This is a genomic window from Kitasatospora sp. NPDC058184, from assembly GCF_042883725.1.
Classification (GTDB): Bacteria; Actinomycetota; Actinomycetes; order Streptomycetales; family Streptomycetaceae; genus Kitasatospora.
The window spans coordinates 188,435-201,968 of the sequence record NZ_JBHVVE010000009.1; the positions used below are offsets into that span (position 1 = coordinate 188,435).

The 13,534-nt window shown below is 74.6% G+C and carries 9 protein-coding genes; 5 read left to right on the forward strand and 4 right to left on the reverse strand.

Going from position 1 to position 13,534, the window contains the following annotated elements:
* Positions 1–105: 105 nt before the first annotated feature.
* Together ACFVXH_RS19125 and ACFVXH_RS19130 are read left to right on the forward strand one after the other, a co-directional pair.
* On the forward strand, positions 106–861 hold the full coding sequence (locus ACFVXH_RS19125) for a tyrosine-protein phosphatase (protein WP_387825226.1): 756 nt from the start codon (positions 106–108) through the stop codon (positions 859–861).
* Entirely contained in the window at positions 855–2,630 is a 1,776-nt protein-coding gene (locus ACFVXH_RS19130; RefSeq protein WP_387825229.1) for a glycoside hydrolase family 3 protein, read from the forward strand. The genes ACFVXH_RS19125 and ACFVXH_RS19130 overlap by 7 nt, the downstream gene beginning before the upstream one ends.
* A gap of 53 nt (positions 2,631–2,683) precedes the next feature.
* Here ACFVXH_RS19130 and car read toward each other — a convergent pair whose 3' ends face one another.
* From car to ACFVXH_RS19145, 3 genes are all read right to left on the reverse strand, one after another.
* Positions 2,684–6,223 carry a carboxylic acid reductase gene (gene car / locus ACFVXH_RS19135; protein WP_387825232.1) on the reverse strand — a complete coding sequence of 1,180 codons (3,540 nt, stop codon included), beginning with the start codon at positions 6,221–6,223 and terminating at the stop codon, positions 2,684–2,686.
* Positions 6,224–6,316: 93 nt separating this feature from the next.
* Positions 6,317–7,027 (reverse strand): FadR/GntR family transcriptional regulator, encoded by a 711-nt coding sequence (locus ACFVXH_RS19140; protein WP_387825234.1) that lies wholly within the window; start codon positions 7,025–7,027, stop codon positions 6,317–6,319.
* A 70-nt stretch (positions 7,028–7,097) separates the two neighbouring features.
* Entirely contained in the window at positions 7,098–7,625 is a 528-nt protein-coding gene (locus ACFVXH_RS19145) for a hypothetical protein (RefSeq protein WP_387825237.1), read from the reverse strand.
* Between the two features lie 112 nt (positions 7,626–7,737).
* On the opposite strand from ACFVXH_RS19145, the gene ACFVXH_RS19150 reads away from it, so the two are divergent.
* Positions 7,738–8,604 (forward strand): GNAT family N-acetyltransferase, encoded by an 867-nt coding sequence (locus tag ACFVXH_RS19150; RefSeq protein WP_387825240.1) that lies wholly within the window; start codon positions 7,738–7,740, stop codon positions 8,602–8,604.
* Between the two features lie 120 nt (positions 8,605–8,724).
* Here ACFVXH_RS19150 and ACFVXH_RS19155 read toward each other — a convergent pair whose 3' ends face one another.
* Positions 8,725–9,564, reverse strand: coding sequence for a helix-turn-helix domain-containing protein (locus tag ACFVXH_RS19155; protein ID WP_387825243.1), 840 nt, complete (start codon positions 9,562–9,564; stop codon positions 8,725–8,727).
* 231 nt (positions 9,565–9,795) lie between these two features.
* On the opposite strand from ACFVXH_RS19155, the gene ACFVXH_RS19160 reads away from it, so the two are divergent.
* Both ACFVXH_RS19160 and ACFVXH_RS19165 read left to right on the forward strand, forming a co-directional pair.
* Complete coding sequence (locus tag ACFVXH_RS19160) at positions 9,796–11,262, forward strand: MFS transporter (protein WP_387825246.1); 1,467 nt, start codon at positions 9,796–9,798, stop codon at positions 11,260–11,262.
* Positions 11,263–11,495: 233 nt separating this feature from the next.
* Entirely contained in the window at positions 11,496–13,484 is a 1,989-nt protein-coding gene (locus ACFVXH_RS19165) for a hypothetical protein (RefSeq protein WP_387825249.1), read from the forward strand.
* Positions 13,485–13,534 lie beyond the last annotated feature (50 nt).

A 13,534-nucleotide genomic window follows, 5' to 3' on the forward strand; every position in this document is an offset into this window, starting at 1 on the left:
CCCCGTACCCCGTCCCTCCCGGGCGCGCCGCCGGCCGCCCGGACGGCACCGCACGCCCTCTTCCCCTTTTGCATACCCCCCCCGCACGACCCGAAAGGCCCCCGCATGTCCCTGGTCAACTTCCGCGACCCCGCAGCGCTCGCCGACCCCGCGAGCCGCTGGATCCGTCCCGGCGCCCTGTTCCGCTCCGCCCAGCCCTTCCCCGCCGCCGACGCGGCCGTCGTCGCCCAGCTGGGCGAGCACGGCATCACCACCGTCGTCGACCTCCGGGGCGAGGCCGAGACCGGCCCCGAGGACTGGGCCGCCGCCGAGGCCGCCGGCATCGCCGTCGTCGCCGCCCGGATCGAGCCGACCAACGACGAACTCGCGCGGGCCATGCGGACCATGACCACCGCCGAGGACCTCGGCGCCTTCTACCTGCTGATGGCCGAGTCCGCGCCGCGGGCCCTCGCCGCCGCCGTGGAGGCCACCGTCCGCCCCGGCGGGGTGCTGGTGCACTGCGCCGCCGGCAAGGACCGCACCGGGCTGCTCACCGCGCTGCTGCTGGAGCTGCTCGGGGTGCCGGCCGAGGAGATCGTCGCCGACTACGCCCGCACCAACGAGGCGATCCAGCAGATCTGGGCCGGGCTCGCCGACCGCAACCGTGCCGCCCTCAACGAGGTCGAGGCCGGCCGGATGGTCGTCCCCGCCCCGCTGCTGGAGGCCCCCGCCGGGGCGATGAGCGCCTTCCTCGACCTGGTCCGGGCCGGGCACGGCGGCGCCGCCGGCTTCCTGGCCGCCTGCGGGGTCACCGCCGAGACGATCGAGGCCTTCCGCGCCAAGGCCGCCGCGTCGAACTCCGTGGAGGTGACGGCATGCTGACCGTCCTGCGCCACACCGACGGCACGCCCTTCCGCGACCTCAACCACAACGGCACCATGGAGCCCTACGAGGACCCGCGGCTGCCCGTCGAGGAGCGGGTCGAGGACCTGCTGGCCCGGATGACCCCGGAGGAGAAGGCCGCGCAGATGCTGCACGGCCGGATGCTCCCCGGCGACCAGGGCCCGTTCCCCTCCGGCGCCGATCTGATCACCGAACGCGGCCTCACCCACTTCGCCATGATGGCCGTCCCCGACCCGCGCGCGATGGCCGCCTGGAACAACCACGTCCAGGACCTCGCCGCGGCCGCCCGGCTGGGCATCCCCGTCACCCTCTCCTCCGACCCCCGGCACGGCTTCACCGCCAACCCGGCCACCGCCCACACCGGCGGCGGCTTCAGCACCGGCCCCGAGCCGATCGGCCTCGCCGCCACCGACGACCCCGACCTGGTGCGCCGCTACGCCGACCTGATCCGCCGCGAGCTGTGCGCCGTCGGCATCCGGGTCGCCATCCACCCGATGGCCGACCTCGCCACCGAGCCCCGCTGGGCCCGGATCAGCGGCACCTTCGGGGAGGACCCGGAGCGCGCCTCGCGGATGATCGCCGCCTACATCGAGGGCCTCCAGGGCGGGCCGATCGGCCCGGACAGCGTCGCCTGCATGACCAAGCACTTCCCCGGTGGCGGCCCGCAGGCCGGCGGCGAGGACTCGCACTTCGCCGCCGGACGCCGACTGGTCTACCCCGGCGGCGAGTTCGAGACCCACCTGCGGCCCTTCGAGGCGGCCTTCGCCGCGGGCACCGCGCAGATCATGCCCGCCTACGCGATCCCCTCCGGCAGCGGCCTCGCCGAGGTCGGCGCCAACTTCAACCGGGACGTCATCACCGGCCTGCTGCGCGGTCGTTACGGCTTCGACGGCGTGGTCTGCACCGACTTCAACGCCATCACCGGCATGGACGTCCCCGGCGTGGTCACCCTGCCCCCGCGGCACTGGGGCGTCGAGGAGCTGTCCGTCGCCGAGCAGGTCGCGCTGACCCTGGACGCGGGCGCCGACCAGCTCGGCGGCGAGACGGACCCGGAGCTGATCCTGGCGGCCCTCCGCTCCGGCGCGGTCACCGAGGCCCGGCTGGACGAGTCCGTCCGCCGCATCCTGCGCGACAAGTTCCGCCTCGGCCTCTTCGACGACCCGTACGTCGACCCGGACGCCGCCGCCGAACTGGTCGGCGCCCCGGAGGGCCGGGCGCTCGGCCGCGAGGTCCAGCGCCGCTCCGTGGTCCACCTGGCCGGCGAGCCGCGCACCGCCACCCGGCTGTACGTGGAGGGCGTCGACCCGGCCGTCGCCGCCCGGTACGGCACCGTCGTCGAGGACCCGGCGCGGGCCGACCTGGCCGTCGTCCGCCTCGCCACCCCGTACGAGCGGCGCGAGGGCCTGCTGGAGCGGCACTTCCACAGCGGCTCGCTGGAGTTCGAGCCGGCCGAGGCCGACCGGCTCGCCGCGCTGGCCGCCGTCGTCCCCACGGTCTTCGCGGCCCAGCTGGAGCGGCCCGCCGTGCTCACCCCGCTCGCCCCGCACGCGGCCCTGCTGATCGGGGAGTTCGGCGCCGCCGACGAGGTCGTCCTGGACGCCGCGCTCGGCCGCGCCCCGATGACCGCGACCCTGCCGTTCGACCTGCCCGCCTCGGACGCCGCCGTCGCCGCGGCCCGCGAGGACGTCCCCTTCGACACCCGCGCCCCGCTCTTCCGCCACGGCCACCGCGCCGGCGCCGGGAGCTGAGCCGGGCCCGCCGCGGGGCCGGTGTCGGCCCCGCGGCGGCCACGGAGGTGGTGTCAGATCAGGCGGTGCGCCCGGAGGTCGGCCACGTACTTGGTGATCAGCTCCGGCGACAGCCGGGGGATGTCGTTCCCGTCGCCGAGGGCCGCGGCCCGGACCGCCGCCCGGAACCGGTCCGCCGGCAGGGCGGACCCGGCGACCGGCTGGGCCGGCTCGGCGAAGGCGTGCAGCAGCGGGAGCAGCGAGTGCTGCCGCCGGCGGTCGGGCAGGCCGTGCAGGGCGGTCTCGAAGCGCTCGATCCACTCGGCGTGGTCCTGGACACGGGCCAGGGGGTGCCCGGCCGCCGCCAGCCAGTCGACGACGGTGTCGAGCGAGATGCCGTCGTCGTGCGGGTTGACCACGTTGTACGTCCGGTAGCCCTCCCGTGCGTCGTCGCCGAGCGCGGTGACGGCCCGCGCGGTGAAGTCCACCGGGAGCGCGTCGTAGTGCGCGCGGCCGTCGCCGGTGCCCCGGGCGTAGAAGCTGCCGGGTGCGACGCCCGTCGCCAGCAGGCTCAGCACGAGGCGGGTGAAGACGTCCGGGACGTTGAGCTGACCGCGGTAGCGCGGGTGCGCGAGGATCATGTTCGAGCGGAAGACGGCGACCGGCAGGCCGAACCTCTCGTGCGCCTCGCGCAGCAGCACCTCGCCGGCCCACTTGCTGGCCGCGTAGCCGTCGGCGTAGTCACCGTCGAGGTCGCGTACCCCGCCGGCGGTGCGGATGTCCGCCCACTCGTCGGCGGCCGCCGCGTTCCCGAAGACGACGGCGACCGTCGAGAGGTAGGTGAACCGCTTGGTCCGGGAGGTGACCGCGAGCCTGATCAGTTCGGCCGTTCCCAGCACGTTGGGGCCGAACAGCTGGCCGTAGGGCAGGACGTGGTTGACCTGTGCCGCCGGGTGGACGATCAGGTCCACGGTGTCGGCCAGCCGCTGCCAGGTCTCCTCGTCGAGCCCGAGACGCGGCTCCCCGATGTCGCCGGCGACCACCCGGAGGTGCCGGGCGGCCGCGCGGTAGCGCTCCACGAGGTCCGGGTCGCCGCTGTCGAAGGCCGCGTCGAGCCGGGCCCGGGCCTCCTCGGCGCAGGAGCCGCGGACCACGCACACCAGCGTGCCGCCGCGCTCCGCCACGCGCTCCAGCCATTCGAGGCACAGGAAGCGGCCCAGGTAGCCGTTGGCGCCGGTCAGCAGGACGGTCCGGGCCTCGGGCAGCGGACCGGCCGGCCTCCGCCCTTCGGCCTGCTCGACGGTCCGCGGGTCGAGGAACGCCTCCAGCCGCAGCTGGGCCGCGTCCAGCCGCGTCGCGTCCGGGCCGTGGATGCTGTCGGCGGTGGGACGGCGGTGGTCCGCCGCGAGCGCCCGCTCGACGTGATCGGCCACCTGCCGCAGCGAGTTGACCGGGTTGACGATCACGTCGACCGGGACGTCGACGTGGAAGATCTCCTTCATCAGCTGGGAGAAGGACAGCGCCGTGAGGCTGTCGCCGCCGAGTTCGAGGAAGCGCGTGTCGGGCTCCACGACACCCTCGTCCAGCCCCAGGAGCGCCTGCGCGGCCCGGAGCACGGTCGCCGGCAGCGGCTGGTCGGTGCCGGCCTGACGCAGCGTCCGGAGCTCCTCGGCCTCGCGGTCGGACAGCTCGGTGTACAGCGCTTCGAGACGCTCGCCGTACCGCTTCGTCAGGGCCGGCCGCAACGGCTTGCGCACCCCGGAGAGCAGCCCGTTCTCCTGGGTGAACGGCTCGGTCTCGACGAGCAGGTCCCGGGGGATCTCGTAGGAGTTCAGCCCCGCCCCGGCGGCGGTCTCCCGCAGGGACTCCCGCAGGACCGCCCTGAGGCGCCGGGCGTCCCCGTCGACGCGGTCGAGGGCGTCCCGGGTCGGCACGACGACCGCGAGCAGGTAGGCGCGGGCGCCGCTGCCGTACAGGAAGACCTGCCGGACGACCGGGCTGCCGGTGAAGAGCGCCTCCAGGCGGGAGACGGCGACGAACTCGCCCTGGGACAGCTTGATGACGTTGGAGCGGCGGTCGACGTACCGCAGTTCGTCGGGGCCGAGCCGGGCCATGATGTCGCCCGTGTGGTAGAAGCCGTCCTCGTCGAAGACCTCGGAGGTGGCGTCCGGGCGCCGGAAGTACCCGGGGACGAGCCGCTCGGACCTGATCAGCAGTTCGCCCCTGGGGTACGGCGTGTCGGTGCCGAAGTAGCCCAGCTCGGGCACGTCGACCAGCTTGTGGTCGGTCACCGGCGGGCGCTGCACCCGGCCGTCGAGGAAGACGACCCCGCCCTCCGTCGACCCGTAGCCGTCGATCAGCCTGACCTGGAAGCAGTCCTCGACGAAGGCCGTGGTCTCGGCGCTCGGCGGGGCCGAGGCGCTGACGGCCGACAGGAGGCGGCCGCCCATGACCTCCTCCCGCAGCTCCTCCATCACCTGCCCGGCGCTCACCTGCTCGGCCGCGTCGCCGCCGGTCCCGGCCCGGCGGGACAGCTCCGCCCGGTAGTGCTGGAGGAGCAGGTCGGAGATGCGGGGCACCATGAGCAGCTCGGTGGGACGGACCAGGGAGAGGTCCTCGAGGAGCGTCGACAGGTCACTGGACGCCGCGAAACAGGCGAGGCCCCCCTTGGCGAGCGTCCCGAACAGCGCGCCCCTGCCCATCACGTGGCTCAACGGCAGGAAGTTGAGCACGATGGCGGGCCGCACCGGCCGGCCGGGCACGTAGTCGAGCCAGAAGCTCCGGACCAGACGCTCGGTGTACACGGCCCCCTTGGGGGTGCCGGTGCTTCCCGAGGTGTAGATCAGCGAGCTCAGCGTGTCGGGCGCCGATCCGTCGGGGACCCGGGGGAGCGGCGGCAGCGCCCTTCCCCGCTCGACGGTCGACGCCAGCGTGTCCAGGGCCACCCCGTGGCCCAGCGCCGCGAGCCGGGTGCGCGCGGACTCCAGCTCCTCCTGGTGGGCGGTGGCCTCGGGCCGGTGGCCGATGACCACGATCCTGCCCAACGAGGCGGCGTTCGCCGCGAGTTCGAGCGCGACGTCCAGCTGGTCGACGTCCACCACGAGCAGGCGCGGTGCGGTCTGCTCGACGACGGGGGCCAGGTGCGCCGCCGAGGCCCCCGACTGCAGCGGGACGGACACCGCGCCGGAGCGGACGCAGGCCAGGTCCGCCACGGCGTACTCGGCGCTCGTGGGCCCGAGGAGGGCGACGAAGTCGCCGGGACCCAGCGGATGTTCGGGGTGGTGGCGCCACTCGGAGGCCACCGCGCCCACCCGCTCCCGGAGTTCGCCGTAGGTGAGCGTGTCGAACCGCGGCAGGAGGCGCAGCGTGGTGCGGCCCGTCTCCGGGTCGGTGACCGGCTCGGTGGCGCGCTCGCCCAGGGCGGGGCGGTCGGCGTACGCCTCCAGCACGGTGGCCACCAGTTCGGCGAGCGGCAGGTCGGGGCGGCGGATCGCCTCGGTGACGGCGTCCAGGGGCGCGGTGTCACGGAACTGAGGGTCGGTCGCGTACAGGTGGGCGCTGCGTCGGTCGGTACGCGCGTCGAGTTCGTCGGCGGGGAGGTGCGAGAGGGACACGAATGATCTCCTATGCGGCCGAGAAAATCCTGTTCAGGTGGACGGTGGTGCCGTTCGTACGGGGTGATCGGATCAGTCGGGAGGGCTGCGGGCTCAACGCTCCTCGGCCGCACGCGAGTCGGCGATCTCGTGGTCGCGGGTGAGTCGGACGATCGCGGCGGCGGCCTCGCGGGCGCCGCCCTCGTCCCGGGTCTCGATCGCGTCGACGAGCCGCCGGTGCAGGCCCCCGTGCTCCTCGGCGTGGGCGGCGTTCCAGGTCGGGCCCCCCAGGTGCGAGGTGAGCGCCGTGCCGAGGTGGTCGTACACCTCGATCAGCAGCTCGTTCCCGCTCGCCCGGACGACGGAGCGGTGGAAGAGCGCGTCGACGTCCGTGGCCGCGGACGCGTCCTCGCCGGCGGCGGCCGCCTCGGCGTCGGCCAGCAGCTCCCGCAGCTGCCGCACCTGCCCCTCGCTGCGGCGCAGGGCCGCGGCGCCCGAGGCGTACTCCTCCAGAACGGTCCGCAGCTCCAGCACGTCGTCCCGCTTCGCGGAGCCCGCCCGCCGTACCATCACCGACTGGAGCTCGCTGGAGGAGCGCACATAGGTGCCGTCACCGGCTCTGGGCTCCAGCAGGCCGAGGTGCACCAGCGCACCGATCGCCTCCCGCAGCGTGCTGCGCCCGACCCCGAGCTCCTCGACGAGGGCCTGCTCCGGCGGGATCCGCGTCCCGACCGGCCAGCCCCCCGTCTCGATGTGCGCGCGGAGGCTCTCCACGAGCTGGGCGGACAGGCTGGCCGTGCGCCGCGGCGCGCTGATGCGTGTCATGGGAGGACCATATACAAACATCAGACATTTGAACATCGTCTCTTCGGCCCGGGGCCCCGGGCACGGAGCGTCACTCCTGGTAGCAGCACCCGCCGTACTCGTCGCAGTCGTACTCGATCCCGCCGTCGGAGCTGTGGGTGCGGCTCAGCTTCCGGTCGTCCACGGGGCAGATCGGGACGAAGGACGGATTGACCTGGAGGAAAGTCGAGTCCTTCAGGGAGAATACGGAATTGACGACGTCGAGGCCGTGTTCGCGGATCCCCTGCTGAATGAAGTCGAATGCGTCGTAGACATGGCCGCAGCCGCACGTGATCGGGGTGCACCTGAAATTCTTCACCCTGACGCCCAGCTCCACCCTGATCCTTTCGGTTTCCTCGGGGGATATCGGGCGGAGTCCTGTGCGGCGGGTCCGCTCCGGAGTCCAGAACCGCTCCTTGACGAGCGCGGCCTGGGCGCGGGTCAGGTAGAACGAGGCCGTGGTGCCACTCGTGATCGTGGCGAGGACGATGTCCGCGACGGCTTCGTCGTTCGCTGAGGTCACCACCTTTCCGGTGGCGACCATTCTGTCGATTTCCGCCAGCAGCTTCATGGTGTCCACTTCCTTATTATCAGTATGCGACCTCCCGCAAGTGCTCACAACCACCAGGAGAATTACCGGCCGGCCGGTAAACGGGTTGCGGAAATCCTGGGCGGGGTGTCAGATGCCGGCTATGACGATTGTGCTGGGAACGCCGACCGCGGGCGGGGTGCGCGAAGCCATGGGCGCGCTGCGGGAGTGGCAGGACGACGGAGCGCCGATGCAGCTGCACGCGGGGGACATCGGCTGGAACTGTCGGTTCGGCACGGCTGAGACGGCCGCGGTGGTGCGGACCTGGAGCCGGGGCGGGCGGATCCTCGCCGTCGGGATGCTGGACTCGCCGACGGTGCTGCGGATGACGGTCGCTCCCGACGCCTTCCGGGACGAGGACCTGGCGCGGCGGCTCGTCGAGGACGTCTCGCTGCCGGAGCGCGGCGCGCTGCCGGAAGGGGCGGTGTCCCTCGAGGCGCCGCCGGGCCTGCTGCTCCACGACCTGCTGACCGAGGAGGGCTGGGGCGTCGACGAGCCGTGGACGCCGCTGTTCCGCGACCTCGCGCAGGCGGTGGAGGACCCGGGCGTACGGATCAGGGCGATCGGCCCGGAGCAGGCGCAGGACTTCGCCGACGTTCTGCGGTCGGCGTTCGGCACCTCGCGGCCGACGCCCGCGTACTGGCACGGGATGTCGGCGGGGCCGTACGCCGCCGACGCCCGCTGCCTGGGCGCCTACGACGACCGGGGCAGCCCGGCGGCGGTGGTGACGGTCTGGTCGGCCGGCCCGGGGAGGCCGGGGCTGGTCGAGCCGATGGGCGTCCACGAGGACCACCGCGGTCGCGGCTACGGCCGGGCGATCACCCTCGCCGGGGCGGCCGCGCTGCGGGAGCTGGGCTCGTCGAGCGTTCGCGTGTGCACACCGAGCTCCAACGTCGGCGGCGTCGCCACGTACCGGGCGGCCGGGTTCGAGGCGCGGCCGGAGATCGGCGACCGGATCCGCAGGGCCTGACACCGCTACGGCCCGGGCCCGGGCCCTTCGGCCGAGGCCGTCGGCCGTCGGCACGCCCGACGAGCCGGCCGGGCGCGCCCTCGTCCTGCCGACACCAACTGGTCCCGGGCGTGGGCCGGTTCAGCGGTCCGCCGCGGCCTGCCGCAGGGCTCGGTGGCTGGGGGAGCCCTCGGCCGCGGTCAGGACGACGAGTTCGAGATTGTGGGTGCCGGGCACGACGTAGGCGGTGTAGTCCAGGTCGAGCCGGCCGGCCCGGGGGTGGTGGAAGCCGTGGCTGCCGGTGGCCGGGCCGCGGACGTCGTGTTCCTCCCAGAAGGCGGCGAACCGGCTGCTGCGCGCCGTCAGTTCGGCCACGAGGCGGGTGCCGCGTTCGTTGTGGGGGTCGGCGGCCAGGGCGTGGCGCAGGCGGTGGACGTTGCCACGTGCCGTCTTCTCCCAGTCGGTGAGGAGCCGGGGCGCCCGGGGGTCGCAGAAGACGAACCAGGCGAAGTTGCGCTGCTCGGGCCGGAGTTCGGCGTAGTCGAGGAGCAGCCAGGCCTCGGCGTCGTTCCAGGCGAGGATGTCGCGCATGGGGGTGACCACGTGGGCGGGCCACGGGGTGATCGAGGCGAGGAGCCGCAGGGTCGCCTCCGGCACGTCCGGGGCCACGGCGGCGGGGTCCGCCTGGTGGACGGGGTTTCCGGTGGCGAGGTGGTGGAGGTGGCGGCGGGCGTCGGCGTCGAGCTGCAGGGCGGTGGCGAGGGCGTCCAGGACCTCGGGGGAGGGGCGGCGCTGACGGCCCTGTTCGAGCCGGGTGTAGTACTCGGGGCTGATGCCGGACAGGGTGGCGACCTCGGCTCTGCGCAGTCCGTTCAGCCGGCGGGTGCTGGTGCGGGGCAGGCCGGCGGCCTCCGGGGTCAGTCGGGCCCGGCGGGTGCGCAGGAAGTGGGCCAGTTCGGGGAGTGCCGCTGATGGTGCCATGCGGCGAGTATCGGTCGCCTGGCGGCGCGGGGGGTAGCCCTGCCAGGGCCACCCCCGGCGGGGCCTGCCCGCGGCGGTGTCTCGTCGCGGTGCGCGCGGCGGCGCAGAGTGGCTGCCGGGGGCGCCGCGCGACGCGGGCGGCCCTGGTCGCCGACGGGCCGGTTCCGGTGTGTCGGCGCGTTCGCGCGTCCGTCGTTCCCGGTGCGCGTCCTTCGTCCTTGGAGTCCGTCCATGCCCGCACGTCCCGGCGAACCGTTCTCGCCTGCCCCGCCCATGCCCGTACGGCCCGGGGGACCGGAGTCCGCCGGCCCGGGGCCCGATGCCCCGCGGTCCGTCCGGTACGCGCCCCTGGCGGTGCTGAGCGCGGCGGCGGGCCTGGACGCCGGTGGTGTCGCCGTCCTCAACAGCGCCCTGCCCTCGGTGGGCGCGCGGTTCGGCACCTCGGCGCAGAACCTGTCCTGGGCGGTGACCGGCTACGCCCTCGCGTTCGCGGGGCTGCTGCTGTGCGGCGGGGCGATGGCGGACCGGCTGCGGCGTCGGCGGGTGCTGGTCGGGGGCCTGGTGACGGTGGCGGCGGGCGCCGCGCTGGCGTTCGCGGCGCCCGCGTTCTGGGCGGTCGTGGTGGGGCGCGTGCTGCAGGGCGCGGGGGCGGCGATCACCATGCCGGCGGCCACCGCCCTGCTGACCTCGGTCTATGCCGACGGGCCGATGCGTTCGCGCGCGCTGGGCGTGTTCTCCGCCGCGCAGGCGGGCTGCTACGGGGCCGGTCTGGTCCTCGGCGGCGTGGTCACCGGCGCCTTGGGCTGGCGCTGGGTGTTCGCGCTGCAGGCCCTGGCGGCGGCGGTCACCGCCGTCGCCGCTGTGCGGTGGCTGCCACCGGGTGAGCGGCACCGCCGGAGCTCCCTGGACGTGACGGGGGCCGGGGCGCTGGTGGCGGCGATCGCCCTGACCGTCTTCAGCGCGGACCTGGCCTCCCGCCCCGGCGGCGGCCCGCTCGCGGCCGCGCTGCTGGCGGCCGCCGTGGCCGGGGGTTGGCTGTGGTGGCGCCGCGGGCGCACCAGGGGCGGGGACGCGGTCCTGCTGGACCGGGACCTTCTGCGCACGCCCGGCGTGCGGACCGCGGCGGTGGTGGCCGGCGCGTTCTACTTCTGCGTCACCGGGTCGCTGTTCCTGCTGCCGCTCTACCTCCAGCAGGTGCGCGGCATGCCGCCGGCCGTCTCGGGCCTCGCGGTCCTTCCCGTCAGCCTGGCCGTGGCTGCGGCCGCCCTGGTCTCCGGGCGGCTGATGAGGACCCGCGGACCGCGCCCGCTGCTGGCCACGGGCCTGCTGCTCACCGCCGGCGGCGTGCTGCTGTGGTGCGCGGCGGGGGAGCACAGCCCGTACCTCGGACCGGTGCTGGCCGGCCTGGTCGTCACCGGCATCGGGCAGGGCCTGGCCTTCCCCGCCATCACCGTCACCGGCCTGCGCGACGTGCCGGACCAGGCCCACGGCACCGCCTCGGCGGTCACGGCCACCGCCCTGCAGATCGGCAGCGGCATCGGCCCCACCGTCCTCGCCGGCATCGCCCAGAGCGTCGGTGCGGCGGGCCACGGCGAACTGTCCCTGGGCGGCCACCACCTCGCCTACGCGGCGGCGGCCCTACTCCTGCTGCTCGTCGGCCTCCCGGCCACGGCCCGTCTCGGCAGGCGGGGCGGCTGACGGTGCCACGGTGCCGGGCGCCGAGTGCCGGGTGAACCCGAGGGGAAGGCCCCGCCCCAGCGCGGTGAAGTCTCGGTGGTCGTGACCCGGGATTTGCATGAACCAGTCAACAGGGCTGTCCGTCAGTGTTATGTTACCCGGCGGTTCGAGAGTCTGTGCGACGACTCCGAGCTGTGCGTCCCGCCACAAGTCACCACTGCCTCAGCACCGTTGACCCCGAAGGGACCCTCCACGTGACCGTGCGCAAGCTGACGCTGTCAGCCGCGGCGACAACCACCGTGCTCCTCCTCTGCGGCGCCGCCCTCACCGGGGCGGCGGCCTCACCGGCCGCCGCGAGCACCACCGTGACCACCTCGACGACCGCGCCCTCGACCACCGCGCCGACCGCGCCCACCGACCCGTCCGCCTCGTCCGCCGACCCGAGCACGTCGGCGACGCTGGCGCCCCCGACGTCCGGCACGGCCGCGGCCACGGTGGCGGCCCCGGCGCAGGGCAGCGCGCCGGCGACCGCCACCACCGCTCCCGTCCTCGCGCTCTCCTCCTTCGACCCGGGCAGCGGCACCGCCGTGCTCGCACCGGCCACCGCCGGTCCGCAGTCGCTGTCCGCCCAGGCCACGGCCGCTGACGCCGCGTCCGCCGTCCAGCCCGGACAGCTGATCGACAGCCCGCCCACCCCGGCGGCCCCGCACGGCGCGCTGGTCGCCGTCACCGGTGTGCAGTCGACCGCCGACGGGAAGGTGGCCGTCACCACCCGCCCGGCCACCCTCCCCGAACTGCTCGGCGGCACCAGCACCAACCTGCGCAGCGCCGTCAGCCCGAGCAGCTTCGAGGTCCACCCGCAGATCGGCGGCGTCAAGGTCGTCACCGACTTCGGAGCGACCTCCGGCCAGGGCTCGGTCTCCGGCAGCCTGGGGCTGAGCGCCGACGCCACCGTCCCGCTGCCCGACGGCAGTTCGGCGAAGCTGTCCGGCTCGGTCTCGCTCCACCCGGCGATCGACTTCTCCTACCAGGGCGGCCTCGGCCTCATCGACCCCCAGCAGGCCCGGGTCGGCTTCACCCTGGGCGCGCACGCGGACTGGCGGGTCAGCGCGAACCTCACCGCGAGCACCGGGCCGGTCCGGATCCCGCTGGCCACGTACAGCGCCAGCCCCGTGGTGATGGTGGGCCCGCTGCCCGTCGTGATCAACCTGGCCTTCACCCTCTCCGCCGACGTCAGCGCCGACGGCACCGTCACCCTCGACGCCGAGCAGGCCTACGACGGCCAGTGGGGCGTCCACTCCGACTACGTCAAGGGCCCGGGCTGGACCACCACCACCGACCCCGGGAACTCCACCGTCTCCCCGCTGCGCCTCGACCTGAGGGGCTCCGCCTCGGCGAAGGCCGGCCTGCTCGCCGAAGGCTCGATCGCCCTGTACGACACGGTCGGCGTGAAGGCCTCCATCGAGCCGTACCTGCGGGCCGCCGTCAACGGCTCCGTCGTCCTCGACGGCACCAGCACCACGCCGACCGTCAACGGCACGGCCGCCCTCTACGGCGGACTCGACATCAACGGGGCGCTGATGGCCCGGCTCGCCATCCTCGGCACCCCGATCCTCGAGGCCGACCTGCCCTTCCTCGCCTTCCACCGCGAATGGCCGCTCGTCTCGGTGGGCGCCGGACAGTCCCCGGTGCCCCTGGTGAACTGGACCGCGCTCAGCGCCGGCCTGTTCGACGACAACCGCTCCGCCTACCTCAAGACCCGGCCGGACTGGGACCCGCGCGCGCTCAAGGCCTCCTGCCCGGACGGCACCCGGCTGATCGGCCTCAGCCACGGCGGCGACAACGGCCTGTGCACGGACGTCACGAAGCCGGACCTCTGGGACGCCGGCCACGCGTACGTCGTCGACCACGGCGGCACCTACGTGACCACCGACTGGGCACCCGGCTACGCCAAGGCCCAGTGCCCGGCCGGCTCCGTCCTCACCGGCTACAGCCGCGACGGCCGCACCATGGGCGCGCTCTGCGCCAAGTCCGCAGCCCCGCTGGGGACAGCGACCCGCACGCTCTGGTTCGACAAGGGCGACAACCGCCCCACCGCGGCCGCCGGCGGCGACTTCTCCTACGGCTTCGCCAAGGGCCAGTGCGCCAACGACGAGGTCGCCGCGGGCCTGGCCTACACCCAGCCCTGGTGGCAGCTCTGGGCGGCCCGGCCCTACGCGCTGCTCTGCCAGAAGCTCGCCTGACAGCGAGGACGTGACGTGGTGATGCCCGCCGGGGCATCACCACGTCACAC